This is a genomic window from Cellulomonas sp. NPDC055163 (assembly GCF_053607065.1).
This window is the reverse complement of the sequence record NZ_JBSGSU010000002.1, coordinates 381328-407953: the sequence shown is the minus strand read 5'-3', so window position 1 is coordinate 407953 and position 26626 is coordinate 381328. Positions and strand designations below refer to the sequence as shown.

The following is a 26626-nucleotide window of genomic DNA, read 5'->3' as shown; positions in this document are numbered from 1 at the left end:
TAATTAGCCCCCGCCCCCTCGTCCTCTCCTCGCCCCCCCCCCTCTCCCCCCCCCTTTCTCCCCCCCCCCGGCCCGTGCCGGGCGGGGCGACGCAGGTGTCCGCATGCTGGCGCCCCGTGAGATGGACGGGTGGCTCGCGACGTATGCTGGGTTTCAGCACCTGTGCGCCCGGCAGCGCCGTGGGCCCCGCGACGTGTTGCACCGCCGACGTGTTGATCCGCCGACGCGATGACGGCCACGACGCAGGGCTGCTCGACCAGAGCTGCCAGGGCCTCCCCGACCCGGAAGGCGTCCGCGTCCCGTGAGCACGAACCGCACCCTCCGCGTCGCCGTCGTCGGCGCAGGCCCGGCCGGCATCTACGCGGCCGACATCCTGTCCAAGACCGACCTCGACGTCAGCATCGACCTGTTCGAGCGGCTCCCCGCCCCCTTCGGCCTCGTGCGCTACGGCGTCGCGCCCGACCACCCGCGCATCAAGCAGATCATCGTCGCGCTGCACAAGGTGCTCGAGCGCGGCGACATCCGCCTGCTCGCGAACGTCGACTACGGCACCGACCTCAAGCTCGACGACCTGCGCCAGTTCTACGACGCGGTCATCTTCTCGACCGGCTCGATCCGCGACGCCGCGCTCGCGGTCCCGGGCATCGACCTCGACGGCTCGTACGGTGCCGCGGACTTCGTGTCCTGGTACGACGGGCACCCCGACGTCCCGCGCACGTGGCCGCTCGAGGCCCAGCACGTCGCCGTCCTCGGAGCGGGCAACGTGGCGCTCGACGTCGCGCGCATCCTCGCCAAGCACGCGGACGACCTGCTGCCGACGGAGATCCCCGCGAACGTCTACGAGCAGCTCACCGCCTCACCCGTGACCGACGTGCACGTCTTCGCGCGCCGCGGCCCCGCGCAGGTCAAGTTCTCCCCGCTCGAGCTCCGCGAGCTCGGCCACGTGCCGGACGTCGACGTCATCGTCTACCCCGAGGACTTCGACTTCGACGAGGGCTCGATGGCCGCGATCCACTCCTCGAACCAGACCAAGCAGGTCGTCAAGACGCTCACGGACTGGACCCTCAAGGAGCCGGAGGAGAACACCGCGAGCCGGCGCATCCACCTGCACTTCCTGCACAAGCCCGTCGAGGTGCTCGGCGAGGACGGCAAGGTCGTGGGGCTGCGCACCGAGCGCACCGCGCTCAACGGCGACGGCAACGTCACGGGCACGGGCGAGCTGCACGACTGGCCGGTCCAGGCCGTGTACCGCGCGGTCGGCTACTTCGGCTCGCCGCTCGTCGACATCCCGTTCGACGACGTCGCGGGCGTCATCCCCAACCGCGAGGGGCGCGTCGTCGACGTCGACGGCGAGCGCGTCCCGGGGGTGTACGCGACCGGGTGGATCAAGCGCGGGCCCGTCGGGCTCATCGGCCACACGAAGTCCGACGCGAGCGAGACCATCCGCCACCTCACCGAGGACGCGGGCGACCCGTCCGACCCGGACAACCCGTTCTTCACGGCGGCCGACCGCGACCCGGAGGCGGTCATCGACTTCCTCGCGCAGCGCGACGTCGACGTGATCGAGTGGTCCGGCTGGCAGCTCCTCGACGCGTACGAGCGCTCGCTCGGCGAGCCGCACGGGCGTGAGCGCGTCAAGCTCGTCCCGCGCGACCACATGGTCGCGATCTCGCTGGGCCGGGAGCTCGCGCAGGACTGAGTCTCCCGCTGCACCGCCGACGGCGCCCCGGTCCTCGTGACCCGGGCGCCGTCGGCGCGTCGAGGCGGGATCGCCGCGCGGACGGGCTCGCCGCGCTCGTGCGCCCGCCCGGCGTGCAGGAGGCGCACCTCGTCGGCCACGTGCGGGGCGAGGGCCCGCAGGGTCAGCACACCGAGGGAACGTCGCCGCACCCGTGCGCGTTGTCCGGGTGGAAGCACGCACGGAGCGAGGGAGCGGCGCACGGATGGGTCACCAGCACCACAACGGGCTCAAGACCGCGGCGCTGTTCGGTGCCCTCTGGGCCGTGCTCCTCGGCATGGGGGCGCTGATCGGCAACGGTCGCCTGATCTGGGTCTTCGCGCTCGTCGGGGTGCTGACGACGGCGTACAGCTACTGGAACTCGGACAAGATCGCGATCCGCGCGATGCACGCCCGCCCCGTGAGCGAGCTCGAGCAGCCGGCGATGTACCGCATCGTGCGCGAGCTCTCGACCGCCGCCCGCCAGCCCATGCCGCGCCTGTACGTGTCCCCGACGGCGGCCCCCAACGCGTTCGCGACGGGCCGCAACCCGCGCAACGCGGCCGTGTGCTGCACCGACGGCATCCTCGCGCTGCTCGACGAGCGCGAGCTGCGCGGCGTGCTCGGCCACGAGCTGATGCACGTGTACAACCGCGACATCCTCACGTCGAGCGTCGCGGCGGCGGTCGCGGGCGTCATCACCTCGCTCGCCCAGATGCTGCTGATCTTCGGCGGCGGCAACGACCGCGACCGGGGCAACCCGCTCGCCGCGCTCGCGATGGCGATCCTCGCGCCGTTCGCCGCGATGCTGGTCCAGCTCGCGGTGAGCCGGACACGCGAGTACGACGCCGACGAGGACGGCGCGCGCCTGACGGGGGACCCGCTCGCGCTCGCCTCGGCGCTGCGCAAGCTCGAGCTCGGGACGCAGGCGCGGCCGCTCCCGCAGGACCGCGAGCTCGTCGACGTGTCGCACCTCATGATCGCGAACCCGTTCCGCGGCGGCGGCGTCGGCCGCTTCTTCGCGACGCACCCCCCGATGCCGGACCGCATCGCCCGGCTGCAGCGCATGGCGGGCCTGCCACCGGCGTGACCCCGGTCCGGGCCACGACGCGCGCCGTCGACGGTCGGGCCTCGGTGTGTGCCGGGAGTCGGGTCGCGCCCGGTCGCCCCGGCCGCGCCCACAGCGTCGACACGGCCGGCGCACAGCGCGGCGGGGTGCACTGCTCGCGTCCGGGTGCACCGCGGCGCGCATCCGGGTGACGCGCACGCGTCCCGCCCGGTTGGCGACCCGCGCCGGGTCACCCTGTGAACGGACATAAGCGGACGAGCGGGACGGGCGCTAGCGTGAACCGGCTCGCCCGCGGGTTGTCCGCGAGCGACGACAGCGGGACGGCACGGGGGCGGTGCGCCGGAACAGGCTGGTGCCGGGCCGCACAGGCACAGCGGTGGACGACGGAGGGACGGTCATGGGGCAACGCGCGTACGAGGTCGCCGTGGTCGGCGGCGGGGCCGCCGGATCGGCGACGGCCTGGGCGCTCGCGCGGCGCGGGGTCGCCGTGGTGCTCCTCGAGCGCGCGGCGGCTGACGTCGCGCTCCCCGAGACCGGCGACGAGCAGATCGTGCGGCTCGCGCACCCCGACCCCGCGTACGTGCGCCTCGCGCAGTCGGCGCACGCCTGGTGGGCGACGCTCGGGTCGGAGTCGGGCGAGGAGCTGCTGACGCCCGTCGCGAGCGTCGAGCACGGCCCCGTCCGTGCTGTGCGGCCCGTCACCGAGGCGCTCCTCGCGTGCGGCGCGCCGTTCGAGTACCTCACCGGGCCCGAGGCGGCGGAGCGGTGGCCCGGCATGCGGTTCGACGACCGGGTGATCGTGCAGCCGTCCGCGGCGCGGGTCGACGCCCGCCGCACCGTCGCGCTGCTGCAGCGGCAGGCCGTGGCGCACGGGGCGGTCGTCCGCCACGGGGCCGAGGTCGTGGGCGTCACCCTCGCCGAGGACGGGCGCGCGCGGGTGCGGGTCGCCGGCGGGGTCACCGAGAGCGCCTACGCGCCCGAGCACGAGCTCGTGGTCGGCGCCGTCGTGGTCGCCGCCGGAGCCGCCACCGCGGCCCTCGTCGACGAGGTCCCTGGGCTGGAGCACCTCCCGGAGCTCCGCGTCGCCCGGACCGAGCCCGCCCGGTTCGCCGCGCGCGACGCGTCGCTGCGCGGCGAGGCGTGGGTCAGCTTCACGCACCACGTCGACCCCGAGGCGCACGCCGAGGCGCGCGGGTCGCTCGGCGTCGACGAGGGCTACCCGGCGCTCGCGGTCGACGGTCGGCACGTGCCCGGGGTCGGCGCCGTGGTCGGCCACCGGGTCCCCGCGGGCGACTCCGCGGACGGAGGAGCCGGCACCGGCCCCGACGTGCTGCGCGCGTACGTCGACGCCTGGCTGCCCGGGCTCGACCCCGACCGCGTCGAGCCCGTGACCCGCACCGCCACGACGACCCCGGACGGCGGCTTCCTGGTCGACCGTGTCGGCCCGGTCGTCGTCGGTGCGGGGTTCGGAGGCGACGGCGCGGCGCTCGCACCCGCGCTCGGCCAGCTCCTCGCCGACCTCGCGGCCGGCCCCGCCGAGGAGGAGGCGCCGGACCTCACGGCGTTCACGCTCGCGAGGTTCGTGCCGGTCGACGCCTGACGCTCGCCGGGCACGGGCACGGGACCCGGACCCGGACGCGGGCGAGGGCCGGTCGTCGGCGACGATCGGCCCTCGCCCCCGCCTGCCGCAGCGGCCGCGGGCGTGCGCTCAGCGGTAGTTCGTGAACTGCAGTGCCGCGTCGAGGTCGGCGCCCTTGAGCAGCGCGATGACCTCCTGCAGGTCGTCGCGGCTCTTCGCGGAGACCCGCACCTCGTCGCCCGTGATCGTCGACTTGACGCCCTTGGGGCCCTCGTCGCGCACGAGCTTGCCGATCTTCTTGGCGATCTCGCTGCTCAGGCCCTCCTTGATGAGGGCCTCGAGGCGGTACTCCTTGCCCGACGGCTTGGGCTCGCGCTCGCCCACGTCGAGCGACTTGAGCGAGATCCCCCGCTTGATGAGCTTCGTCTCGAAGACGTCGAGGATCGCGAGCACGCGCTCCGCGGAGTTCGCGGCCATGACGATCTTCTCGCCGCTCCAGGCGATCGACGCCCCGACGTTCTTGAAGTCGTAGCGCTGCTGGATCTCCTTGACGGCCTGGTTCAGCGCGTTGTCGACCTCCTGCCGGTCGACCTTGCTGACGACGTCGAACGACGACTCGCTCGCCATGGTTGTCCTCCTCGCGGCACGCCGTGGGCGGCCGGCATCTGTCGGTGTGTTGTGCGGTCGTTGCGCGCGTGCGCGCGCAGCCCGTCACCTGCACCCTACGAGGCCGGTGTGCCCCGGTCTGCACCGCACGGTCCTGGGCGGCTGCGCACGCACCTCGGATTCGTTGCTATCCTTCCACCCGCACGCCGTCCGCGGCGCGCGACCCTTGGCGGGTTACCCGAGTGGCCAAAGGGGGCTGACTGTAAATCAGCTGGCAACGCCTACGGGGGTTCGAATCCCTCACCCGCCACCCACGCAGAACGGCCGCCCTCTCGACGAGAGGGCGGCCGTTCCGCGTCGTGCGGGAGCATGCTCCGCTACCGAGCTCCGCGGTGCAGGGTCAGGCGGTGCAGGTCCCGGCGGTGCAGGGTCAGGCGGCGCAGGGTCAGGCGGCGCAGGTGTGCGTGCCGGGCGTGACGGTGACGACCGCACCCTCGTAGAGGGTGTCGAAGGCGCCGGCGTCCTCCGCCGTCGCGAACGGGACTCCCACGCCGAGCGGGTCGGTGTAGCCGGTGAGCGCGATGAGGCTCTCCTCCGCGCCGGACTGGCACTTGGGGTCCCAGGGCAGCGTGTCGTAGCCGACCTCGGCGAGCGCGTCGACCGACGGCTGCAGCGCGGCCTCGACGTCGGCGCCCGACTCCGCGACGCCCGTCCACACGACCCAGAAGTCGCCCTCGGCCTCGTCGACGTCGATGGCCTCGGGCCAGGTCAGCTCACCACCGGACGCCGCGGCGTCGTCGGGCTCGTCGGACGAGGCGGTGCACCCGGCCGTCAGGGCGAGGCCGAGTGCGAGGACGAGGGCTGCTGCGGGCGACGTGCGCCGTCGGGTGGACATGGCCGGGATGCTGGCACGCCCGATATGTCGCCCGCGACTTCCCTAAACGATTCGCCACCCGCCCGGGAGCGGCCGTCCGGCGCGGGAACGGGCCGAGGTCGCGCGAGTGGGTGCAGGTGGCTCGGTGCCGAGAACGAGCGGCGCGCACGGCCGTGGGGCAGGGGAGCGGTCACGGAGCGCGCGGTGGGTCCAGAAGCCGGCGCAGAGCTTGCGGTGGGTCAGGGGTGGTCGGCGCGGCGTGCGCGGCGCAGGTCGTCCGCGAGCTGCTGGGCCTGCGTCGACACGAGCGTGCGGTAGAGCCAGAACGCGGTCTCGACGGTCACGGCAGGCTCGCCGTCGTCGCGCGCCGCGAGCCAGTCCCGCTTGGCGGCGCGTACGTCGGCGTCGGTGATCTCCACACGGAGGGCATCGTCGATGGGCACGGACGTACTCTGACGGACGCGGAGGTGCCCCGCAGCCGTTCACCGTGGGTTCACCCGAGTTTGCCGCCCCTGGAGGGCCCCAGATCACCCGCCTGGCGTCATCCGGGTCTCACGATGCGGCGGCGCGGACGGGGTCCGCGGCGAGCGGTGCACGACGGGCCGGGGCGAGTCGGGCGGGGAAGGTCGGGGGCGACACCGGTCGGGCGGGGAAGCCGTGCGCGACACCGGTCGGGCGGGAAGGTCGGGGCGACACCGGTCGGGCGGGAAGGTCGGGGGCCACGCCGTCGCGCCGACGCCCCGGACGGGAGCGCCGCGGTGCCTCGCCGGGCCGCCGCCGGCTCCCGCGAGAGGCCGCTGTGCGATCCGATTTCGCAGCGACGGCCCGGCCCGTGTAGCCTTGCACGCGCTGCCCCGATAGCTCAGTCGGCAGAGCGTCTCCATGGTAAGGAGAAGGTCAAGGGTTCGATTCCCTTTCGGGGCTCTGTTGGTGTGTCGGGGGCTGTGACGCTCGCAAGGGCGGAGCGGCCCCCGCGCACCGATGAAGGCGGGGTAGCTCAGGTGGTTAGAGCACACGGCTCATAATCGTGGTGTCGCGGGTTCGAGTCCCGCTCCCGCTACCGCCAAGAACACAACCGCGCGTCGGCCGGCGACGCGTGCGACCAGTACGTTGCGCCCCGGGGCGCGAGAGGTGGCAAGACCATGGCCAGCAAGAGCTCCGACGTCCGCCCCAAGATCACGCTCGCGTGCACCGAGTGCAAGGAGCGGAACTACATCACCAAGAAGAACCGCCGGAACGACCCCGACCGCCTGGAGCTGAAGAAGTTCTGCCCGCGCGACGGTCGTCACACGGCGCACCGCGAGACCCGCTGACGCCTGGCGCCCACGCCAGCCGTGCCGGTCAACACCGAGTACGCGGGACGCACGTACCCCGCGAACGCGCCCTACGAGGTCGCACGCGAGAAGCTCCGTGAGTTCGCGGACGCCGTGTGCGCCACGCACCCCGCCCACAGCGACGTGGACGCCGCGCGCGCACTCGGCCACCCGGACGTCATCGCGCCGCCGACCTTCGCGGTCGTCGTCGCGCAGCGTGCGGAGGCCCAGCTGTTCACCGACCCGGCCGCCGGGATCGACTTCAGCCGGGTGGTGCACGCCGACGAGCGCTTCACGCACCACCGGCCGATCCACGCGGGCGACCGCCTGGTGACGGTCCTGCACGTCGACTCGATCACCGAGCGCGCCGGCCTCGCCATGATCACGACGCGCGCCGAGATCGCGGACGCCGACGGTGCGCCGGTCGCGACCGTCGTCTCGACCCTCGCGGTGCGCGGGGAGGGCTCCTGATGAGCGCCCGTCCCGTGCTCGCGGACCTCGCCGTCGGCCAGGAGGTCGGCCGCGCCGAGCTCACTGTCGACCGCGCCCGCCTCGTCCGGTACGCCGGAGCGAGCGGCGACTTCAATCCCATCCACTGGAACGAGCGCCTGGCGACGGAGGTCGGGCTGCCCGGTGTCATCGCGCACGGCATGTGGACCATGGGCGCTGCGGCCACCGTCGTCGCCGACTGGGTGCAGGACCCGGGTGCCGTCGTGGACTACCAGGTGCGCTTCACGCGGCCGGTCCCGGTCCCGGACCCGGGCCACGCGGTCGTCGAGGTCGTCGCCACGATCGGGGCGCTCGACACCGGCGAGGGCACGGCCCGCGTCGACCTGACGGTGACGTTCGGCGGCACGCGCGTGCTCGGCAAGGCCCAGGCGGTCGTCCGGCTCGACTGAGCCGTTCTGGTCGGGTCGGTAGCCCGGACCACTACCCGATCGGGGGGAGTGGATGCCCGGTTCTTCCGGTTCGTGAATCGTGTCACTACGGTGTCCTCCGGGGGGTCGCACCGGCGCGGCCCCCGGGATGGGGAAACCACATGCACGAGACCGCATCATCCGCCGCGCAGCCCTCGACGCTCGTGGCCGGACCCTCGGACCCGAGCTCGCGCCACGTCCTCGACCGCGCCGCGCTGACCCGACGTGGCTTCCTCGCCGCCGCCGGGGTCGGCGCAGCCGGCTGGGCCGTGCTCGGCACCGCGGGCGGCGCGACCGCCCAGGGGCCCGTCGCGACCGGCGGCGGGCACGGGCACGGGTACGGCGGGGTCCGCCAGTCGAAGCGCGCGGCGCTCGAGTTCATCCGTGTCGCGACCGACGCCTACCCCGACGTCAACCCGGGCCCGCGGCTCGCGCAGAGCTACGCCGACGAGCTCGGGCTGTTCAGCACCGCGTTCGTCTACGACAACGCGCTCGCGATCAACGCGCTCCTCGCGTCCGAGCGGGGCGTGCCCGACCACGCCCGTGTGCTCGCCGACGGCCTCGTCTACGCGATGGAGCACGACCCGGTCTACTCCGACGGTCGCCTGCGCCAGGGCTACAACGTCGGCCCCTACACGTTCTACGACGGCACCCCGCAGCCCTACGGCTTCGTGCTGCCCGACGGCACGGCGAACATCGGCTGGCAGTTCGGCTTCCTCGGCACCGCGGTGGGCGACATGGCGTGGCCGGGCGTCGCGCTCGTCCAGCTGTACTTCCGCTCCCGTGAGCGGCGGTACCTCGACGCCGCGATCCGCATCGGCGAGTGGATCACGACGAACACGTGGTCGCAGGCGCCGCTCGGCGGGTTCTCGTTCGGGGTGAACGGCGCGAACGAGCCCGTGCCCAACGGGTCCACGGAGCACAACATCGACTGCGTCGCGTTCTTCACGCTGCTCTCGCGCGCGACCGGCCAGCGCCGGTGGCGTGACGCGGCGGCGCACGCCCGCGCGTTCGTCGACCGCATGTGGGAGCCCTCCGTCGGCACGTTCTACACCGGGACGAACGACGGCGTGGAGATCAACCGCGACCCGCTGCCGCTCGACCCGGCGACGTGGAGCTGGATCGCGCTGCGCGACCGGCGCTACGCCAGCACGCTCGACTGGGCCGGCTCGGCCCTCGCCGTCACGGACGAGCCCGACGCCCCGACGTCGCAGCTCCCGGACGGCGTCACGGTCTCGGGAGTCACGTTCAGCACCGCGAGCCTGACCTCGACGGCGCAGTACAACGGCATCACGGTGCACCCCCAGGGCGTCTGGCTCGAGGGCACCGCGCAGCTCGCGGCGTCGTACGCGGACCGCGGCGGCCGTCGGGACCGTGACCGTGCGGAGGCGCTGCTCGACCAGGTGCGCGTCGCGCAGTCGGAGCTGGGCGCGGGCCAGCACCTCGGCGGCGTCGAGCTCGCGCCCGGGGGCGGGGTCGTCGCCGCATCGAGCCTGATCGACACCGGCTTCGGCTTCGGCTACTTCCAGGTCCAGCACGTCGGCGCGACGTCCTGGTACCTGATGGCCGTGGAGGGCGCGAACCCGTTCCAGAAGAACGGGCTGCACGGGCACTGAGCACGAGCGCCGGGATCGTCCCGCGTCCACCAACGGGCGCGGGACGACCCTGCGGCGTGCGGCCCGGAACCAGCGCGGGCGTGGCCCGTCGCAGCGGGCCGTGGCGCGTTGCGCCTCAGGCGGGGACGGGGCCCGTCGTCGTGCCGGCGCGGAGCTCGACGGGCAGGACGACCGACTCCGGCTGCGACCCCGCGAGCAGCGCCTCGACGGCGTTGCCGACCGCGACGCCCTTCGCCTGGAGGGGCTGCACGACGGTGGTGAGCGCGTCGGGCGCGAGCCAGGGCAGGTCGAGGCCGTCGAAGCCGGCGACCGACACGTCCTGCGGCACGCGGAGCCCGAGCTCGCGGGCGGCGAGCACCACGCCCGACGCGAGCAGGTCGGACTGCGCGATCACCGCCGTCGGGCGGTCGGGGCGGGAGAGCAGCGCGCGGCCGGCGTCGGCGCCGTGCTCGACGAGGGACGCCGGCGTCTCCCAGGTCTCGACGGGCTCGACGCCCGCGTCCCGGACGCCCGCGAGACGCCGGCGGGTGACCTGCCACTCGATCGCGGCGAGGCGGGCGTCGTCGACGGGCCCCGAGCGCCGGGCCTGGTCGAACGGGAGCGTGACGGTCGCGATGCGGCGGTGGCCGAGCTCGAGCAGGTGCTGCGCGAGGACCGCGATCCCGGCACGGTCGTCGATGCCGACGGCGGCGACGCCCTCGGTCGCCTGCCCCTCGAGGAGCACGACCGGGATGCCGCGGCGGCGGAGCGTCGTGAGCACGGGGTCGTGCGGCGTCGAGCCCCACATGATGACGGCGACGTCCATCGCGGCGGACTCGACGAGCGGGTCGACCAGCGGGGCGCCGGGCCCGGTCGAGCCGGGGATGAGCAGCACGCCGAGCCCGAGGACGCCGAGCGTGTCGACCAGGCCGTCGAGCACCTGGATCGACACGGGGTCGCGGAACGAGCGCCGCAGGGCGTCGCCGATCACGACGCCGACGATGCCCGAGCGTCCGCTGCGCAGCTGGCGGCCGAGCGGGTTGGGGCCGCTGTAGCCGAGCTCGGACGCGGCGGCGAGCACGCGGTCGCGGGTGGTCGCGGCGATGGGCCCGGCCCCGGAGAAGGCGAGCGACGCGGTCGAGACCGAGACCCCGGCCGTGGCGGCCACGTCCGCGAGCGTGGGTCGCTGGTTCGACAGGGTGCACCGCCTCCTGCAGGAGCGCCGCCGGGGCGGTCGCCGGGTGATCCGGGGTGACGTCGGGCGACGTCGGTTGACGCCGCGGCCAGCGTACCCGCAGACTGGTCGGCATCCTCGGATCGTTTCGACCGTTCACCACACGACGATATCGAATCGATTCGATCCCCGTCTTCGATGCACCCGGCCACCACCGACCGCCGGGCTCCCCACCCCCGCTCTGGAGCTGTCCGTGACTCACCCGCGCGACCGCGTCGACCGCGTCGCTGCCCCCGCCCCCGCCCCCGCCGGCGCCGCCCTCGAAGGCCCGGCCCCCACCGGCCCTGCCCCCCGCTCCTCGGCCGCGCTCGGGGGCCCTGCCCCCACCGGCCCGGCCCCCCGCTCCTCGGCCGCGCTCGGGGGCCCTGCCCCCACCGGCCCGGCCCCCCGCACCTCGGCCGCCCTCCCGCTCGCGCGGGCGCGCTGGGTCCTCATGGGCCTGTTCGCGCTCAACGGGCTGACGTTCTCGAGCTGGCTCGCCCGGATCCCCGCGGTCCGCGACGCGCTCGAGCTGACGACGGGGCAGCTCGGGTCGGTGCTGCTCGCGGGCTCGCTCGGCGCCCTCGCGACGGCCACGGTCGCCGGCGTGCTCGTCACCCGGCGCGGGGGCCGCCTCGCGCTGCTGCTCTCGACCGTCGGCTTCGCGCTCGCGTACGTGCTCATCGGCGCCGGCCCCACGGTCGGCTCCGTGCCGCTGCTCGCCGTCGGCATCTTCCTCACCGGCGTCTCCTTCGCGGTCGGCAACGTCCCGCTCAACGTCGAGAGCGCCTCCGTCGAGCGCCGCATGGGCCGCACCGTGCTGCCGCAGTTCCACGCGGCGTTCTCGATCGGCGCCGTCGCCGGCTCCGGCATCGGCGCGCTCGCCGCGCACCTCGACGTACCGCTGCTCGGCCAGTTCCTCGTCACCGCCGTGGTCGGGACCGTGTGGCGTCTGGCGTCGATCCGGCACGTGGTGGTCGCGTCGCGGCCCGTGCGGGAGCGCGTGCTCGTCGACGTCGGACCCGCGACGCCCGGCGCGCCGGCCCCGCGCACCCCGCGCCGCCGCGGCCTCGGCACGGCGCTCGACGCGTGGCGCGAGCCGCGCACCGTGCTCATCGGTGTCGTCATCATGGCGGCGGCGCTCTCCGAGGGCTCCGCGAACGACTGGCTCGCGCTCGCCGTCGTCGACGGGTTCGACCAGCCCGAGGCCGTCGGTGCCACGGTGTTCGGGACGTTCGTCGCCGCCATGACGGTCGTCCGCCTGCTCGGGACCCGGCTCATCGACCGCTACGGCCGCGTCGCGGTGCTCCGCACGTCCGGTGTCGTCTCGCTCACCGGCCTGCTCGTCTTCGGCTTCGCGCCGACCCTGCCGCTCGCCGGCGCGGGCGTCGTCGCGTGGGGGCTCGGCGCCGCGCTCGCCGTGCCGCTCGGCATCGCCGCGGCGTCCGACGACCCGATGCTGGCGGCCGGGCGGGTCGCCGTGGTCTCCGCGTTCTCCTCGGTCGCGTCGCTGGCCGCCCCGCCGCTGCTGGGGCTCGCCGCGGAGTCCATGGGCGCGCGCCACGCGCTCGTGCTCATCGCGGGTGCGATGGTCGTGAGCGTGAGCCTCTCGAGCCGGGTCGCACGCGTCGACCCGCCCCTGGTCGCCGCACCGGCGTGTGCCACACCCGCGGCGCAGCCCACCACGCCGGAGTCGACCATGCCGCAGCCCGCCACCCCACAGCCCGTCACGCCGCAGCCCGCCACCCCACAACCCGTCACGCCGGAGCCCGCCGTCGGGCGCGCGACCCCGCCCGACGACCCGGCGCTCACGGCACTCGTCTCTCGCATCGTCGGACCCGTGGGCGAAGATGACCGGGAGACCGCGGCCCGGCTCGACGCCGTGTGCGCCGCCCCCGCCGCCCGATGACCACCGACCCCACCCTCCACGAGAGAGCCGACCGACCCATGTCGAGCACCCCCCACGCCACCGGCGCACCCGCCGTCGACCAGGCCCGCGTCCGGGCCGCGTCGTTCGCGGTGTTCCTCGTGTTCGTCCTCAACGGCGCGCACTTCTCGAGCTGGGCCTCGCGCCTGCCGGCCGTGCGCGACGGGCTGGGCCTGACGCCCGCGCAGATGGGTGTGCTGCTGCTCGTCGGCTCGGTCGGGTCGCTCGTGTCGCTGCCGCTCTCGGGGATCATCGTCACGCGCCTCGGCGCTGCCCGCACCGTGCTCGGGTTCGCGATCGTCAACGCGACCGGCCTCGTCATCGCCTCGGCGGGGGTCGCACTGGGCAACGCCGTCGTCGTCGGCGCCGGGCTCGTCGTCTTCGGCGTCGGCACCGGCGTCTGGGACGCCGCGATGAACCTCGAGGGCGCGATCGTCGAGCAGAAGCTCGGGCGCACCGTCATGCCCCGGTACCACGCGGGCTTCTCGCTCGGGACGGTCGTCGCAGCCGGCCTCGCGGCCCTCGCCGCCCGGCTCGACGTGCCCGTGCACGTGCACCTGCCCGCGGTGCTCGTCGTCTCGTGCCTCGCGGTCGCGTGGTGCGTGCGCCGGTTCCTCCCCGCCGCCGGCCACGTCGAGCACGCGGACGCGAGCACCGGTGCGGTCGCGCGCCGGGCGTTCGGCGCGTGGCTCGAGCCGCGCACCCTGCTCATCGGGCTCGTGGTCCTCGCGGCCGCGCTCACCGAGGGCTCCGCGAACGACTGGGTCGCGCTCGCGGTCGTCGACGGCTTCGGCACCGACGACACCGTCGGCGCCCTGGTCTTCGGCGTCTTCGTCACGGCGATGACCGTGATGCGCTTCCTCGGCACGAACCTGCTCGACCGGTACGGGCGCGTGACGGTGCTCCGCCTGTGTGCGGCGCTCTCGCTCGTCGGGCTCCTGATCTTCGGGCTCGTGCCCGAGACGATGCTGTGGCTCGCGCTCGTCGGCGTGGTGCTGTGGGGGATGGGCGCCGCGCTCGGGTTCCCCGTGGGCATGTCCGCCGCGAGCGACGACCCGGCGCGCGCCGCGGCTCGCGTGAGCGTCGTCTCGACGGTCGGGTACTCGGCGTTCCTCGCCGGCCCGCCGCTGCTCGGCCTGCTCGCGGACGAGATCGGGTACCGGCAGGCGCTGCTGGCGATCGCGGTCCCGGTGCTCGTCGGTCTGCTCGTGGTGCGGGCGGCGGCGCCCGTGGAGCCCGTCGTGCACCGGGTCACCGGGCAGGACGAGCCCGCGGACGCGGCCCCGGCGGACGTACCGCCGACCGATAACCTGGCGCGGTGACGAACCCGGCTCCGGTCCCCACGCTCGCCGCGCTCACGACGCTCGGCGTCGGCGGGCCGGTCGGCCGCTACGTCGAGACGAGCACCGAGGCCGAGCTGGTCGCCGCGGTGCGCGCCGCGGACGACGCCGGCGAGCCGCTGCTCGTGCTCGGTGGCGGCTCGAACCTGCTGGTCGGCGACGCCGGGTTCGACGGCGTCGTCGTCCGTGACGTGCGGACCGGTGTCGAGACGCCCGACGCCTCGGCGTGCGCGGGTGTCACCGTCACGGTCCCGGCCGGGACCCCGTGGGACGACGTGGTCGCGCACGCGGTCGCGAACCGGCTCGTCGGGATCGAGGCGCTCTCCGGCATCCCCGGCTCGACCGGTGCGACTCCCGTGCAGAACGTCGGCGCGTACGGCCAGGAGGTCGCGCAGACGGTCTCCGCGGTGCGCGTGTGGGACCGCGGGCGCGCCCGGGTGCGGACGCTGCCGCTCGTGGACCTCGCCTTCGGGTACCGCACGTCGCTGCTCAAGCGCTCGATGCGCCCCGTCGAGGGCGACCCGAGGTCGCCGTGGGGGCCGACACCGCGGTACGTGGTGCTCGACGTGACGTTCCAGCTCCGCATCGGCCCGCTGTCCGAGCCGGTCGCGTACGCCGAGCTCGCGCGCACGCTGGGCGTGCAGGTGGGGGAGCGGGCCCCGCTCGCCGACGTCCGGGCGGCGGTGCTCGCGCTGCGCGCGGGCAAGGGCATGGTGCTCGACCCGGCGGACCCGGACACCGCGAGCGCCGGGTCGTTCTTCACCAACCCCGTGCTCGACGCGGAGGTCGCGGCGCTGCTGCCCGAGGGCGCGCCGCGCTACCCGACGGGCGACGGCCGCACCAAGACGAGCGCGGCGTGGCTCATCGAGCAGGCGGGGTTCGGACGCGGGCACGGGCTGCCGGGGCCGGCCGCGGTCTCCACGAAGCACACGCTGGCGCTGACGAACCGCGGCGGGGCGCGCGCCGAGGACGTCCTGGCGCTGGCCCGCTCGGTGCGCGAGGGGGTGCACGACCGGTTCGGGATCGAGCTCGAGCCCGAGCCGGTGCTCGTGAACGCGAGCCTCGACGCCACGAGCGCGACGACGGCTGCGGTCGCTGCGGACTCCCCTGGTGAAGTCCGGGCGATCCCGGACATGGTGTAAGTATGGGAATCTTCCTGGACTGGGCACGCTCCGCCTCGAGCGCGCTGCACCGTTCCCTCGGGAGCGCACGCGAGCGGCGCACCGTGCTGACCGCCCTCCTCGGCGTCGCCTCGCTCCTGCTGGGCGCGACGCCGGTGCTCCCCGAGGACGAGCCCGCTGCCGACCCCGGTCACCGGGTCCTCGAGACGGCGACCCTGCAGGGCGGCGCCGTGCTGGTCGTGCACGCCGAGGTCGGGACCCTCTCGTACGGCGACTGCGCGTCCGGCACCACGTGCATCTGGACCGGCCCGTTCTACGGCGGGACGATGTTCCAGCTCAACCAGCCGGGCGCGGTGATCGGGCTGCCGGCCGTGACCATCGGCAGCTACGCCAACAAGCGGTCCAAGCGGTCCACGTTCTACGAGACGGCCGGCGGCGGGGGCCGCAGCGTGTGTGCGGGGCCCTGGACCCGCAACCAGTCCGTCGGCGGCTGGCTCGCCGGCGCCCGGTCCCTGATCCAGAACGCGACCGCGACGAGCTGCTGACGCGCGCCCGGCGTTCTCGGGGCGTCGTCGTGTGCCTACACTCGCCCCTGAGGTCGTGAAGGGGTTGCACGTGGACGAGGACCAGTTCGCGGCGATGTTCGCCGAGCTGTACCCCGTCGTGCTCGGGTACGCGGCCCGGCGCACCGACTGGCACGTCGCCGAGGACGTCGCCGCCCAGGCGCTCACCGTCGCCTGGCACCGCGCCGACGTCCTGCCCGCGGACCCCGACGCCCGGACCGCGTGGCTGATCGTGGTCGCGCGCAACATCCTCGCGAACTCCCAGCGGTCCCGGCTGCGGGCCGCGCGGCTCGACGTCCGGATCCGCGCCGGTCTCGCCGCGGGCGTGCCGATCGTCGAGATCGACCCCGCCGAGATCGTGACCGACCGGATGCTCGCCTCGACCGTCATGCGCAAGCTCGCGCCGCGCGACCAGGAGATCCTCCAGCTCGTCGCGTGGGACGGCCTGGACCTCGTCGCCCTCGGGCGCGTGCTCGGCTGCTCGCCCGGCACCGCCGCGATGCGCCTGCACCGGGCGCGGCACCGGCTCGAGCGGCTCGTCCAGGCCGGGCACGCCGTCGAGGACGACGTGCCGGCCCGCCCGTCCGCGCTGCCCGCCGCCCCGCCGGAGGACGAGGACCACGACCGGCACCCGGGGCGCCGGGGGCTCACGCCACGGCGCCGATGAACGAGCACGAGGTCCAGAAGGTCCGGGTCCTGCTCGGGCGCACGAACCCGGTGCCGGAGCGCGTGCTCGACCGCGCCCACGAGCGCCCCGCCGCGCGCGACGCGTTCGACCGGATCGTCCGCACCCGGCCCGACCCGGCGCGCCGGCCGCTGCCGCGGGAGGTGCGGGCGCGCGCCGGCGGGGCGCGCGGCGGGCTGCCCCTCCGGGTGGCCGTCGGGGTCGCCGCGGTCACCGCACTGGCCGTCGGGGTGCTCGCGGACCCGCTCGGCACGCCCCGCGCGGTCGCCGACACCCCACCGCTGCTCAGCTACGGGCTCGTCGTCGACACCGAGCTGGCGGAGGCGACGGGGGACGAGGCGGCGCCCGTGCTGGCGGCGTTCGCGGACGCGGCACGCGCCCGGGTCGAGCCGCCGCGCACGGGGGACGTCCAGTACGTGCACGTCGCCCGCTGGACCTTCGAGGGCACGACCGACGCCGGCGGGACGTGGTCCGCCGTCGTGCCCGGGACCGTCGACACCTGGGTCCGGCCCGACGGGTCCCTGCGCAGCGTCGAGCGGTCGGGGGAGCCGCTCGAGGTCGGCGGGCGCCTGCCGCAGGGCGGGGCCGCGCCCGGGCCGCCCGAGGAGCAGACGTTCGGCCCCGGTGCGAGCGACGCCCCCACGCTCGACGCCCTCGCCGGTCTCGCGCCCGACGTGCTGCGGGAGCGGCTGCTCGACGGCACGGTGTGCGCCGCACGCGAGTCGACGCCCGACGAGACCGCGGTCTGCCTCCTCGAGGGGACGGCGCGGGTCCAGGAGCGTGCGGTCGTGAGCGGCGCGGTCGACGGCGCGATCTGGTCGGCGCTCGCGGGCGAGGAGCGGCTCGTGACCCTCGGCGCCGTCCTCGACCGGGCGGGGCGGCGCACGGTCGCGATCACCGTCGGGCCGCAGGTCGGTGCGCCGGTGCGGCCGATCCTGCTCGTGGACCCGGCGGACGGGGCTCTGGTCGGCGTCGAACGGGTGCTCGTCGACGAGTCCGCGGGCTACGGCGTCCCGGCGCCCGCCGTCGTGGGCTTCGACGCGTACCTCACCCGGGCGTGGGTCGACGAGAGCGGCTGAGCGTCGCTCACGCCGGGACGCCGCCGTCCCGGGTCGTCGGGTCCGGCGCGGTCCCGTCCGGAGCGGTCTCCGCCGAGGACGCGAGCCAGGCGTCGACGCCCGCGAGCAGGCGCTCCCGCGTCGCCGTGCCGGCGCGGCTCGCCCGGATCGAGCCGCGCGCGAGGTCGGCGAGGTCGGCGTCGTCGAAGCCGTGCACGTCACGCGCGGTCCGGTACTGCTCGGCGAGCCGCGAACCGAACAGCAGCGGGTCGTCGGCGCCGAGCGCCACGGTCGCCCCCGCGTCGACGAGGGCCCGCAGCGGGACGTCCGACGCCTGCCGGTACACGCCGAGCGACACGTTCGACGCGGGGCACAGCTCGAGCGCGACGCCCTGGTCGACGACGCGCGAGAGCAGCGCCGGGTCCTCGGCGGTGCGCACGCCGTGGCCGAGCCGGTCGGGGGCGAGGTGGTCGAGGACGTCCGCGACGTGCTCGGGTCCCAGGAGCTCGCCGCCGTGCGGGACGGAGGCGAGACCCGCCCGGCGCGCGATCGCGAACGCCGGCGCGAACTCCTCGGTGTCCCCGCGCCGCTCGTCGTTGCTCAGCCCGAACCCGACGACCTCGCCCGGCCCCTCGCCGGCGTGCCGGGCCGCGAGCCGGGCCAGCGTCCGCGCCTCGAGCGGGTGGCGCATGCGCGACGCGGCGACGACCAGCGCGACCTCGACGCCGTGGCGGGCGCTGGCCCCGCGGGCCTCGTCGAGGATGATCTCGAGCGCCGCGGACAGCCCGCCGACGTAGGGCGCGTACGACGTCGGGTCCACCTGCAGCTCGAGCCGGCCGGAGCCCTCGGCGGCGTCGTCCGCGGCCGCCTCGTCGACGATCCGGCGCAGCGCCGCCTCGGTGCGCACGCAGGCCCGGGCCGCGTCGTAGAGACGCTGGAACCGGAACCAGCCGCGCTCGTCCGCGGGGACACGCAACGGGTCGCCGTCGAGCAGCGCCGCGGGCAGCCGGACGCCGGAGCGCTCCGCGAGGTCACCCAGCGTCGCGGTCCGCATCGAGCCGGTGAAGTGCAGGTGGAGGTGGGCCTTGGGGAGCAGGGCCACGTCTCGCACGCCGACAGTGTGCCAGGGCGCGCGAGGGTCGGCCGCCCGGCCCACCGCCCGGCCCACCGCCCGGACCGCCCGTGCGAGCGGCCGTCAGACGCCGGCGGTCGCGTCCACCAGCCGGTAGCCCACCCCGCGCACGGTGTCGAAGTGCTCCGCGCCGAGCTTCTTGCGCAGGTAGCGGACGTACACGTCGACGACGTTCGAGCCGGGGTCGAAGTCGTACCCCCAGACCTGCGAGAGCAGCTGCTCACGGCTCAGCACGTGCCCGGGGTGGCGCAGGAACGTCTCGGCGAGTGCGAACTCTCGCGCGGACAGGTCGACCTCCTGCGTGCCGACCCGCATGCGTCGCGTGCGCAGGTCGAGCTGGAGCGGCCCGTGGGTCAGCGTCGCGACCTCGCCGACGACCTGCGGGGTGCGCAGCCGGAGCCGGACGCGCGCCAACAGCTCCTCGAACCGGAACGGCTTGGCCATGTAGTCGTCGGCGCCCGACTCCAGCCCCGTGACGGTGTCGGTCACCGAGCTGCGCGCCGTCAGGATGATGACCGGCAGGTGCGCCCCGGACTCGCGGATCTGGCGCAGCACGTCGAACCCGTCCATGTCGGCGAGCCCGAGGTCGAGCACCAGGAGGGAGTACTCGCCGGAGCGGGCCAGCGCGAGCGCCTCCGCGCCCGTCGCGACCGTGGCGGTCGCGAAGCCCTCGGAACGCAGGCCCTTGGCGATGAACGCGGCGATGCGTTCCTCGTCCTCGGCGATGAGGATCTGTGTCATGTCTGCTCCAACAGCTCGGCGGGGGTGAGACGCGGTTCTTCGACGAGGTCCAGCGCGGGGAGGTCGAGCACGAACACGGCCCCGCTGCCCGCACCGCGCGGGGGCCGTTCGAGCGTCACGCGGCCGTGGTGCGCCGCGGCGATCGCGGCGACGATGGGCAGGCCCAGCCCGGCGCCGTCACCGCGGCGACCGATGCGGTCGGCCCGCCCGCGGTGGAAGCGCTCGAAGATCCGTGCCTCCTCCTCGGGGGCGACGCCGGGACCCTCGTCGCGCACCCACAACAGCACGCGGCGCGAGCGGATCTCGCTTCCGATGCGGATCCACGTCCCCGGCGCGGAGACCGACACGGCGTTCGCGATGAGCTGGAGCCACGCCTGCGTGACGCGCTGGGAGTCGACGAGCACCGTCGCGTCGGCCCGGGCGGCGACCTGCCAGCGCCGGTCGCCGAGCCCGCGAGCCTTGTCCAGCACGTCGTCGGTGAGGCGCCCGATGTCGGTGGGGGCGACCCGCACGAAGTCGGGCCGCTCGGCGGTCGCGAGCGTCATGAGGTCGTTGACGAGGCGGTGCATCCGGTCGAGCTCGTCGAGCGCGAGCGCCTGGGTCGCCCGCACGTCGTCGGGGTCGTCGGGGTCCAGCAGCTCGAGGTGACCGCGCACGATCGTCAGCGGCGTCCGCAGCTCGTGGCCCACGTCGTCGAGGAGCTCGCGCTGCGACCCGAACGCGTTCTGCAGCCGGTCGAGCATCGCGTTGACGGTGCGGGCGAGGTCGGACAGGTCGTCGGAGCCGCTGACCGAGATGCGCTCCGAGAGGTCCGACTCGGTGATGTGCCGCGCGGTGTCGCGGAGCAGCCGCACGGGCCGGAGCAGGCGCCCGACGACGAACCACGCGACGAGCGCGATGACCACGAGCGAGCCCAGCGCGACCGAGGCGTACGAGCGGTACACGCGCGACATCGTCGCGATCTCGGCCCGCCGGTCGATCGCGACGACGAACAGCCCCTGGTGCGGGTCGCCCGTGACCGAGACGGGCATCGCGACGAGGCGGTACTCGGTCACGGACGTGCGGACGGTCTGCAGCTCGACCGGGTCCTCGGGGGACACCGCCGCGAGCCGGCGCAGCAGCTCCGGGTCTGCCTCGAGGCGCAGCGGCACGGACGTCGAGGCCAGCCAGCGGGGTTCGCCGTCGACCAGCGCGAGCACCCCCTCGTGCTCGGTGAAGCCGCGGCGCTGCACGGCCGCGTAGAGCAGGTCGGTCACGGTCGTGAACTCGAGCTCGGGGTTGCGCTCGGCGTCGGGGCCCTCCGCGGTCACGAAGCGCAGCACGTCGATCGCCCGGACCAGTGAGTCGTCGATGCGCTTGTCGGTGCGCTGCGCCTGCAGCAGGTACGCCGTCGCGCCCGCGATGACGACCGCGAGCGCTGCGAGCAGCAGCACCGCCGAGAGGACCCGCGCGCGGACGGTCAGGTGCGCCACCCGGTCGTGCGGGGCGCGACCCCGACGCCGTCGGGCCGAGCGCATCACCACGTCCCGCCGGGCACGGCGCGTCCGCGGTAGTCGCGAGGCCCGGAGGCCGGGCCGTGCGGGCCGGGGCCCTGGTCTCGCCGGTCCGACGTCACGGGCTGCAGTCGGGTCGGTGCCGTGACGTGCGGGTGCTCCCGCGCCGGGCGGGGGTCGGCGGCCCGTCCGACCGCGCGGCCGGTGGGTGGGCGGATCTGGGGGCGCTCGGTGGGTGGCGAGGCGGCGGGCGCGGGGGCCGGCGGTGCTGCCGGGGGAGACGCGGCGGCCGGCGGTGCTGCCGGGGGAGAGGAGTGCGCTGCCGGGGCACGGGGCCCTGCGGGCGAAGGGGGCGGTGCGGGCGCGGCGGGGGACGCGGGCGCGGCGGGCGCTGCGGGTGACGGGGGAGCTGCCGCCGCGGGTGACGGGCGCTCTGCCGGTGCGGGCACGGCCGCTGCGGGCGGCGGAACCTGCCGACCGGCCGCAGCCCGGGGGTCGCGCACCCTCAGGTCGCGGCGGACCGAGGTGTGGCGGACCGAGGTGTGGCCGACCGAGGCGTGGCCGACCGAGGCGTGTCCGGCCCGTCCCTCGTCCTCGACCCGGGCCCGGTGGCCGCTCGGCGCGACGCGGGAGACCCCGTGCCGTGCGCTCGGTGCGTCGTCCGCTCCCGGGTGCGGGTTCGGCACCCCGTGCTCGGCCCGGCCGGTGGGGCCGCCCGACCGCTCCGCCCGGCTGGTGGATCCGCCCGATCGCTCGGCGGGGTCGACGAGGTCGCCCGACCGCTCGGCCCGGTCTGTCGAGCCGTTCGACCGCAGTGCGGACGTCACGCCGCCCGTCCACCACGTGGTCCTGGCGCTCCCGACACGCGCCGGGTCGGTCGTCGCGAGCCGGGCGTGTGGCCCGTCGTCCGGACGTGCCGCCGCCGACGTCCCGGGCGCTGAGGCGGCCGACGGCGGGAAGGCGACGGACGGCGACCGCGAGATGGATGGCGAGAGCGAGGTGGACGGCGAGAGCGTGGTCGACGGCGCACCAGAGCCTCGCTCCGCAACCCCGGCCGGGTCGAGCCCGCCGGCCTCTCCGGTCCCGGCGGGTGCGCCGACGGAGCCGGGCGGGGACGCCGGTGCGGGGTCGATCACGGGCGGGACGGTCACCACCATCGGGTCGGCGAGCGCACCGCGGGACTCGTTCGGCTCGGCGAAGATCGCGGAGACGCCCACGCCGAGCAGCACGACGGCAGCGGTGCCGCCGGCGACGATGCTCAGGCTTTCGGGCATACCGCACAGTATCGGGGCACTGGCGACATCTGCAGGAGACGCCGACCACGGGTGGCCGCCGGGTCCGGACCCCGTCCGGGTGACGGCCGCCAGCTCCGACGGCGGCTGCCGAACCGCCGACGAGCATCTTCCGAACCCGAACCCGAACCCGAACCCGAACCCGAACCCGAACCCGAACCCGAACCCGAACCCGAACCCGAACCCGGAGCCCGGACCCGGAACCCGAACTCGAACCCGGAACCCGAACCCGCGCCCGAACCCGCGTGGGCCCGGTCCACGGAACACCCGGGGCGCAGGCGCCGGCCGGGAGCCTCGGTGTCGCGCACCATCCGTCGGTCATCGGTCGTCCCGCGCCGGCGGGTCCTGCGTGCTCGCCGGTCAGGGTGCGGGCAGGATCCCGCGCTCGATCGCGATCGTGACCGCGCGCGTGCGGTCGTCCACGCCGAGCTTGGTGAACGTCCGGAGCAGGTGCGTCTTCACGGTCGCCTCGGCGATGAAGAGCTCGCGCCCGATGGCGGCGTTCGACAGCCCGCGCGCGACGCCCGCGAGCACCTCGAGCTCGCGTGCGCTGAGCCGGTCGCGGTCGGACCGGAGCTGCTCGACGAGCCGGCGGGCGACCGTCGGCGAGAGGGCGGACTCGCCCCGCGCGGCTGCCCGGACACCGGCGACGAGCTGCTCACGCGGGGTGTCCTTGAGCAGGTAGCCGGTCGCACCGGCCTCGACGGCCCGCAGGATGTCCGTGTCGGTCTCGTACGTCGTCAGGACCAGCACGTGCACCGACGGCGTCTCGGCGCGGATGCGGGCGGTCGCCGCCGCGCCGTCGAGCACCGGCATCCGCAGGTCCATCAGCACGAGGTCCGGTGCGAGCGTGCGCGCGGCGTCGACCGCCGCCTGCCCGTCCGCGGCCTCGCCGACCACCTCGATGTCCGGCTCCGCGGCGAGCAGCCCCGTGAGCCCCGAGCGCACGACGGGGTGGTCGTCGACGACCAGGACGCGGACGGGGTTCACGGTGCTCCTCCGGGTCGGCTGGTCGGGATCGCGGCGCTCGCGGACCCGGCGCCAGTATCGCCTCCGCCTCCGACGCCTCTACCGGCGTCGCCGCCTTCACCAACGCCTCCACCGCTGCCACCCACGCCTCCACCCCGGCCGACGCCGTCGGCCGTCGCCGCGGGCATCCGGACGAGCACCCGCGTGCCGCCTCCCGGCGCGGTCCCGACGTCGAGCGTCCCGCCGCCCGCGCGCACGCGCTCGTGCATCCCCCGCAGCCCGACGCCGCGACCCACCTCGGGCGGCATCCCGCGGCCGTCGTCGTGCACCTCGAGCTCGACCGTCCCGTCGTCGGTGCCGAGCCGCAGGCGGACGCGGCGGGCGTCGGCGTGCTTGCGCACGTTCGCCAGCGCCTCCTGCGCGCCGCGCAGCAGCACCACCTCCGTGTCGCGCGTGAGCGGTCCGTCCTGCCCGAGGTCGACGTCGACCTCGACGCCGGTCTCCGCGGTGAACCGCTCGGCCAGCCGCGTGAGCGCGTCGCGCAGACCCTGCTGCTGCAGCCCGGCGGGCCCGAACGCGGCGACGAGCGCGCGGGCCTCGGCGAGGTTCTCGCGCGCGACGTCCTCGATCTGCTCCATGCGTCCGCGCGCTGCGTCGGTCGCCGCACGGTCGAGCTCCGCGCCCGCGGCCTGCGCGAGCATCACGACGCTCGTGAACCCCTGCGCGAGCGTGTCGTGGATCTCCTGCGCGAGGCGCTCGCGCTCCGCGAGGACGCCGGCGGCGTGGTTGGTCGCGGCGAGCTCGGCCTGCGCCGTCTCGAGCCGCTCGATGAGACCCGCGCGCTCCTCGCTCTGCTCGGCGATCTGCGTGATCCACAGCCCGAGCAGCACGCTGAACACGAGCCCGATGCCCATCTGCCCGGCGATCTCGACCCACGCCTCACGGTCGGCCCAGCCGCGCAGACCCATCGCGACCGAGGCGCCGACGGCGAGCACGAGCGCGATCGCCGCGGCGGTGGTGCGGCGGTGGCTGAAGAACCAGATCTGGGAGTAGGCGATGAACAGCAGGAGCGTCCCCATCGGCTCGAGGCGCACGACGAGCACCACGACCACGACCAGCACCGCGAGATAGATGTGCGCGAGCCGGGCGTCGCCGCGCAGCGCGGCCCGCCGCCCGATCACGGTGTACGCGGCCGCGAGCACCGCCATCGCGGCGAACGAGACAGCCGTCGCACCCGGGGCGTGGCCGCCGGTCAGGAACGACGCGCACGCGATCGCGACCATGACGTAGAACGCGACGTCCCACCCGCGCAGCGTGCGGGTCCAGAACTCCGCGCGGTCGACCGCGGGACGCCGCGCGGGCCGGTCGGCCGGGTCGGTGGCGTCGGCCCGTGCCAGACCCATCCGGTGCAGCGCCCCGTGCGCGCCGATGGGCCGGTCGTCGCCCGAGAGGGCAGCGGCCGGCCGGTCGGCGCGCGGCTCGTCAGCCGGCATCGCGTCGCGTCCAGCGGAACGTGCGGACACCCAGCACGAGCCCGACGACGGCCCACACCGCGAGCACGAGCGCGGTCATGGGGTGCTGCCAGGACCCGGAGACCTCCATCGGGAGGAAGGTGTCGGGCAGGAACACCGAGCGCATGCCCTGCGCCATCCACTTGAGCGGGAACACGGACGCGACCTGCTGCATCCAGGTCGGCAGCGCGTCGTACATGAAGAACACGCCGGAGATGAACTGCAGCACGAGCACGACGGGCGTGACGACTGCGCTTGCGCTGCGCCCGGTGCGGGGGACGGAGGAGAACGCGACCCCGCAGACGGAGCCCGCGGCTGTCCCGAGCAGGAACACCCACGCGAACGTGAACCAGCGGTCGGGGTCCGTGGGCAGCGGGACGTCGAACACGAGCGCGGCGACCGCGAGGAGCAGGGCGAGCTGGACCGTCGAGGAGACGAGCACCTGCCCGACCTTGCCGAGGAAGTACGCCGCGGCGGGCAGCGGGGTGCCGCGCAGCCGCTTGAGCCCGCCCTCGTCGCGCTCCACGGCGATCGTGATCGCGAGCGACTGGAAGCTCGAGAGCATCACGCCGGTCGCGACCATCCCGGGCAGGAAGTACTGCGCGAACGGCACCGTGCCCCCCTCGGGCCCGACCTGCGCGCCGTCCTGGCCGAACACCGTCGCGAAGATCGCGAGCATGATCACCGGGTACAGGAAGATGAACACGACCGCGTCGCGCTCGCGGAAGTACTGCCGCAGCTCGAGGCGCGTGCGCACCAGGCCGAGGCGCAGCGTGCCGGGGAGCGCGGCCGGACGCGCGAGCGCGGAACGGGGCGCCGGGGCGGTCGCGGCGGTCATCGGGTGCTCCCCTGCAGGGTCGGGACGACGGGTGCGGCAGCGGGGGACCCGACACCGATCAGTGCGAGGTAGACGTCCTCGAGGCTCGGGTGCAGGACCTGCAGCCCCGGCACCTCGAGCGGTGCGGCCGAGCCTCGCGCGTCGGCCCAGCGGCCGGCGAGCTCGACGACCGTCCGGGTCGGCTCGTCCGTCCGGACCTCGCGCGTGACCCCGTCCTCGACCCACCGGACGACGGCCTGCCGCGCCGCGGGTCCGCCCAGGTCGGACGGCCGGTCGAGCGCCACGACGCGCCCGTCCTGGACGACGGCGACCCGGTCGGCGAGCTGCTCGGCCTCGTCGAGGTAGTGCGTCGTCAGCAGGATCGTCGTGCCCTGGTCGCGGAGGTCGCGGACGAGGTCCCAGAACGAGCGCCTGGCCTCGGGGTCGAAGCCGGTGGTCGGCTCGTCGAGGAACAGCAGCTCGGGCCGCCCGACGATGCCGAGGGCGACGTCGAGCCGCCGCCGCTGCCCGCCGGACAGCTGCCGCACGCGCGTCCGCACCTTGTCGCGGAGCCCCACGAGGTCGATCACGTGCTCGGGGTCCTGCGGGTGGGGGTAGTACGCCGCGAAGTGCCGCACGAGCTCGCCGACGTTGGCCTCGGCGAGGTCGCGGGTGTCCTGCAGCACGACCCCGATGCGTGAGCGCCAGGCGCGTCCGGCGGTCTGCGGGTCCTCCCCGAGGACGCGCACCTCGCCGCCGTCACGGTCGCGGTAGCCCTCGAGGATCTCGACGGTCGTCGTCTTGCCGGCGCCGTTCGGGCCGAGGACGGAGAAGATCTCGCCGCGGTGCACGGCGAGGTCGAGGCCGTCGACGGCCTGCTTGTCGCCGTAGCGCTTGCGCAGCCCGTGGGCCTCGAGGGCCAGCTCGGTGGGGTTCATGGCTCCAGCGTGGCGTGGCGGCGCGGGCGGCGGTAGCCACCGCACGACGGTGCCCGTGTCCACCGCTCGGTGGACACGGGCAGGCACGGGCAGGCACGGGCAGGCACGGGCAGGCACGGGCAGGCACGGGGAGCTGCGGGCACACGTGCGCAGGCA

Annotated in this window: 24 protein-coding genes and 3 tRNA genes; 16 read left to right on the top strand and 11 right to left on the bottom strand. The window is 75.3% G+C overall.

Annotation, left to right across the window (positions count from 1 at the left end; all coding sequences use genetic code 11):
- The first annotated feature begins 301 nt into the window (after nt 1-301).
- The 3 genes from ACWFNE_RS05600 (at nt 302) to ACWFNE_RS05590 (ending at nt 4386) form a co-directional block, all read left to right on the top strand.
- A complete protein-coding gene (locus ACWFNE_RS05600; protein WP_452121445.1) occupies nt 302-1699 on the top strand; it encodes an FAD-dependent oxidoreductase in 1398 nt (465 codons plus the stop codon).
- Nucleotides 1700-1943: 244 nt separating this feature from the next.
- Nucleotides 1944-2807, top strand: a complete 864-nt coding sequence (gene htpX / locus ACWFNE_RS05595) for a zinc metalloprotease HtpX (protein WP_452121444.1) — start codon at nt 1944-1946, stop codon at nt 2805-2807.
- Nucleotides 2808-3183: 376 nt separating this feature from the next.
- On the top strand, nt 3184-4386 hold the full coding sequence (locus ACWFNE_RS05590; RefSeq protein ID WP_452121443.1) for an FAD-dependent oxidoreductase: 1203 nt from the start codon (nt 3184-3186) through the stop codon (nt 4384-4386).
- 108 nt (nt 4387-4494) lie between these two features.
- Here the strand turns inward: ACWFNE_RS05590 and ACWFNE_RS05585 are convergent, their stop codons facing one another.
- Complete coding sequence (locus tag ACWFNE_RS05585) at nt 4495-4992, bottom strand: YajQ family cyclic di-GMP-binding protein (protein ID WP_034628745.1); 498 nt, start codon at nt 4990-4992, stop codon at nt 4495-4497.
- Nucleotides 4993-5199: 207 nt separating this feature from the next.
- Here ACWFNE_RS05585 and ACWFNE_RS05580 point away from each other — a divergent pair.
- Nucleotides 5200-5281: transfer RNA gene (locus tag ACWFNE_RS05580), tRNA-Tyr, on the top strand.
- Between the two features lie 135 nt (nt 5282-5416).
- Here ACWFNE_RS05580 and ACWFNE_RS05575 read toward each other — a convergent pair.
- Together ACWFNE_RS05575 and ACWFNE_RS05570 are read right to left on the bottom strand one after the other, a co-directional pair.
- Nucleotides 5417-5866, bottom strand: coding sequence for a hypothetical protein (locus ACWFNE_RS05575; protein ID WP_452121442.1), 450 nt, complete (start codon nt 5864-5866; stop codon nt 5417-5419).
- A gap of 218 nt (nt 5867-6084) precedes the next feature.
- Nucleotides 6085-6288 carry a hypothetical protein gene (locus tag ACWFNE_RS05570; protein WP_452121441.1) on the bottom strand — a complete coding sequence of 68 codons (204 nt, stop codon included), beginning with the start codon at nt 6286-6288 and terminating at the stop codon, nt 6085-6087.
- 408 nt (nt 6289-6696) lie between these two features.
- Between ACWFNE_RS05570 and ACWFNE_RS05565 the strand changes: the two genes are divergently transcribed.
- The 6 genes from ACWFNE_RS05565 to ACWFNE_RS05540 all read left to right on the top strand — a co-directional run bounded on the left by ACWFNE_RS05565 (nt 6697) and on the right by ACWFNE_RS05540 (nt 9691).
- Nucleotides 6697-6769 (top strand) — tRNA-Thr (locus ACWFNE_RS05565).
- A gap of 62 nt (nt 6770-6831) precedes the next feature.
- Nucleotides 6832-6905: transfer RNA gene (locus ACWFNE_RS05560), tRNA-Met, on the top strand.
- An 82-nt stretch (nt 6906-6987) separates the two neighbouring features.
- Nucleotides 6988-7158 (top strand): 50S ribosomal protein L33, encoded by a 171-nt coding sequence (gene rpmG / locus ACWFNE_RS05555; RefSeq protein WP_034628739.1) that lies wholly within the window; start codon nt 6988-6990, stop codon nt 7156-7158.
- Nucleotides 7159-7179: 21 nt separating this feature from the next.
- Nucleotides 7180-7629, top strand: a complete 450-nt coding sequence (locus ACWFNE_RS05550) for an FAS1-like dehydratase domain-containing protein (RefSeq protein ID WP_452121440.1) — start codon at nt 7180-7182, stop codon at nt 7627-7629.
- Nucleotides 7629-8057 carry a MaoC family dehydratase gene (locus ACWFNE_RS05545; RefSeq protein WP_452121439.1) on the top strand — a complete coding sequence of 143 codons (429 nt, stop codon included), beginning with the start codon at nt 7629-7631 and terminating at the stop codon, nt 8055-8057. Before ACWFNE_RS05550 ends, ACWFNE_RS05545 begins: the two co-directional genes overlap by 1 nt.
- Before the next feature lie 140 nt (nt 8058-8197).
- Complete coding sequence (locus tag ACWFNE_RS05540; RefSeq protein WP_452121438.1) at nt 8198-9691, top strand: Tat pathway signal sequence domain protein; 1494 nt, start codon at nt 8198-8200, stop codon at nt 9689-9691.
- Nucleotides 9692-9806: 115 nt separating this feature from the next.
- Here ACWFNE_RS05540 and ACWFNE_RS05535 read toward each other — a convergent pair whose 3' ends face one another.
- A complete protein-coding gene (locus ACWFNE_RS05535) occupies nt 9807-10868 on the bottom strand; it encodes a LacI family DNA-binding transcriptional regulator (protein ID WP_452121569.1) in 1062 nt (353 codons plus the stop codon).
- A 229-nt stretch (nt 10869-11097) separates the two neighbouring features.
- On the opposite strand from ACWFNE_RS05535, the gene ACWFNE_RS05530 reads away from it, so the two are divergent.
- The 6 genes from ACWFNE_RS05530 (at nt 11098) to ACWFNE_RS05505 (ending at nt 17598) form a co-directional block, all read left to right on the top strand.
- Nucleotides 11098-12792 carry an MFS transporter gene (locus ACWFNE_RS05530; RefSeq protein WP_452121437.1) on the top strand — a complete coding sequence of 565 codons (1695 nt, stop codon included), beginning with the start codon at nt 11098-11100 and terminating at the stop codon, nt 12790-12792.
- Between the two features lie 38 nt (nt 12793-12830).
- Complete coding sequence (locus ACWFNE_RS05525) at nt 12831-14132, top strand: MFS transporter (RefSeq protein WP_452121436.1); 1302 nt, start codon at nt 12831-12833, stop codon at nt 14130-14132.
- A complete protein-coding gene (locus ACWFNE_RS05520) occupies nt 14129-15292 on the top strand; it encodes a UDP-N-acetylmuramate dehydrogenase (protein WP_452121435.1) in 1164 nt (387 codons plus the stop codon). Before ACWFNE_RS05525 ends, ACWFNE_RS05520 begins: the two co-directional genes overlap by 4 nt.
- Nucleotides 15293-15294: 2 nt before the next feature.
- Nucleotides 15295-15816 (top strand): peptidase inhibitor family I36 protein, encoded by a 522-nt coding sequence (locus tag ACWFNE_RS05515; protein WP_452121434.1) that lies wholly within the window; start codon nt 15295-15297, stop codon nt 15814-15816.
- Nucleotides 15817-15886: 70 nt separating this feature from the next.
- Complete coding sequence (locus ACWFNE_RS05510) at nt 15887-16501, top strand: RNA polymerase sigma factor (protein WP_452121433.1); 615 nt, start codon at nt 15887-15889, stop codon at nt 16499-16501.
- On the top strand, nt 16498-17598 hold the full coding sequence (locus ACWFNE_RS05505; protein WP_452121432.1) for a hypothetical protein: 1101 nt from the start codon (nt 16498-16500) through the stop codon (nt 17596-17598). Before ACWFNE_RS05510 ends, ACWFNE_RS05505 begins: the two co-directional genes overlap by 4 nt.
- A 7-nt stretch (nt 17599-17605) precedes the next feature.
- Here the strand turns inward: ACWFNE_RS05505 and ACWFNE_RS05500 are convergent, their stop codons facing one another.
- The 7 genes from ACWFNE_RS05500 to ACWFNE_RS05470 all read right to left on the bottom strand — a co-directional run bounded on the left by ACWFNE_RS05500 (nt 17606) and on the right by ACWFNE_RS05470 (nt 26470).
- Entirely contained in the window at nt 17606-18688 is a 1083-nt protein-coding gene (locus ACWFNE_RS05500) for an adenosine deaminase (RefSeq protein ID WP_452121431.1), read from the bottom strand.
- A gap of 84 nt (nt 18689-18772) precedes the next feature.
- Nucleotides 18773-19450, bottom strand: a complete 678-nt coding sequence (locus tag ACWFNE_RS05495; RefSeq protein ID WP_452121430.1) for a response regulator transcription factor — start codon at nt 19448-19450, stop codon at nt 18773-18775.
- Complete coding sequence (locus ACWFNE_RS05490) at nt 19447-20922, bottom strand: sensor histidine kinase (RefSeq protein ID WP_452121429.1); 1476 nt, start codon at nt 20920-20922, stop codon at nt 19447-19449. The genes ACWFNE_RS05495 and ACWFNE_RS05490 overlap by 4 nt, the downstream gene beginning before the upstream one ends.
- Before the next feature lie 1673 nt (nt 20923-22595).
- On the bottom strand, nt 22596-23225 hold the full coding sequence (locus ACWFNE_RS05485; protein ID WP_452121428.1) for a response regulator: 630 nt from the start codon (nt 23223-23225) through the stop codon (nt 22596-22598).
- On the bottom strand, nt 23222-24697 hold the full coding sequence (locus tag ACWFNE_RS05480; RefSeq protein ID WP_452121427.1) for a sensor histidine kinase: 1476 nt from the start codon (nt 24695-24697) through the stop codon (nt 23222-23224). Before ACWFNE_RS05480 ends, ACWFNE_RS05485 begins: the two co-directional genes overlap by 4 nt.
- On the bottom strand, nt 24687-25553 hold the full coding sequence (locus ACWFNE_RS05475) for an ABC transporter permease (RefSeq protein WP_452121426.1): 867 nt from the start codon (nt 25551-25553) through the stop codon (nt 24687-24689). The genes ACWFNE_RS05480 and ACWFNE_RS05475 overlap by 11 nt, the downstream gene beginning before the upstream one ends.
- On the bottom strand, nt 25550-26470 hold the full coding sequence (locus ACWFNE_RS05470; RefSeq protein ID WP_452121425.1) for an ABC transporter ATP-binding protein: 921 nt from the start codon (nt 26468-26470) through the stop codon (nt 25550-25552). The genes ACWFNE_RS05475 and ACWFNE_RS05470 overlap by 4 nt, the downstream gene beginning before the upstream one ends.
- Nucleotides 26471-26626 lie beyond the last annotated feature (156 nt).

Coding starts and splice junctions, on each gene's coding strand:
- htpX (WP_452121444.1), top strand. CDS start 1,944: ATGGGTCACCAGCACCACAACGGGCTCAAGACCGCGGCGCTGTTCGGT.
- ACWFNE_RS05590 (WP_452121443.1), top strand. CDS start 3,184: ATGGGGCAACGCGCGTACGAGGTCGCCGTGGTCGGCGGCGGGGCCGCC.
- ACWFNE_RS05585 (WP_034628745.1), bottom strand. CDS start 4,992: ATGGCGAGCGAGTCGTCGTTCGACGTCGTCAGCAAGGTCGACCGGCAG.
- ACWFNE_RS05575 (WP_452121442.1), bottom strand. CDS start 5,866: ATGTCCACCCGACGGCGCACGTCGCCCGCAGCAGCCCTCGTCCTCGCA.
- rpmG (WP_034628739.1), top strand. CDS start 6,988: ATGGCCAGCAAGAGCTCCGACGTCCGCCCCAAGATCACGCTCGCGTGC.
- ACWFNE_RS05545 (WP_452121439.1), top strand. CDS start 7,629: ATGAGCGCCCGTCCCGTGCTCGCGGACCTCGCCGTCGGCCAGGAGGTC.
- ACWFNE_RS05540 (WP_452121438.1), top strand. CDS start 8,198: ATGCACGAGACCGCATCATCCGCCGCGCAGCCCTCGACGCTCGTGGCC.
- ACWFNE_RS05525 (WP_452121436.1), top strand. CDS start 12,831: ATGTCGAGCACCCCCCACGCCACCGGCGCACCCGCCGTCGACCAGGCC.
- ACWFNE_RS05515 (WP_452121434.1), top strand. CDS start 15,295: ATGGGAATCTTCCTGGACTGGGCACGCTCCGCCTCGAGCGCGCTGCAC.
- ACWFNE_RS05505 (WP_452121432.1), top strand. CDS start 16,498: ATGAACGAGCACGAGGTCCAGAAGGTCCGGGTCCTGCTCGGGCGCACG.
- ACWFNE_RS05495 (WP_452121430.1), bottom strand. CDS start 19,450: ATGACACAGATCCTCATCGCCGAGGACGAGGAACGCATCGCCGCGTTC.
- ACWFNE_RS05480 (WP_452121427.1), bottom strand. CDS start 24,697: ATGCCGGCTGACGAGCCGCGCGCCGACCGGCCGGCCGCTGCCCTCTCG.
- ACWFNE_RS05475 (WP_452121426.1), bottom strand. CDS start 25,553: ATGACCGCCGCGACCGCCCCGGCGCCCCGTTCCGCGCTCGCGCGTCCG.
- ACWFNE_RS05470 (WP_452121425.1), bottom strand. CDS start 26,470: ATGAACCCCACCGAGCTGGCCCTCGAGGCCCACGGGCTGCGCAAGCGC.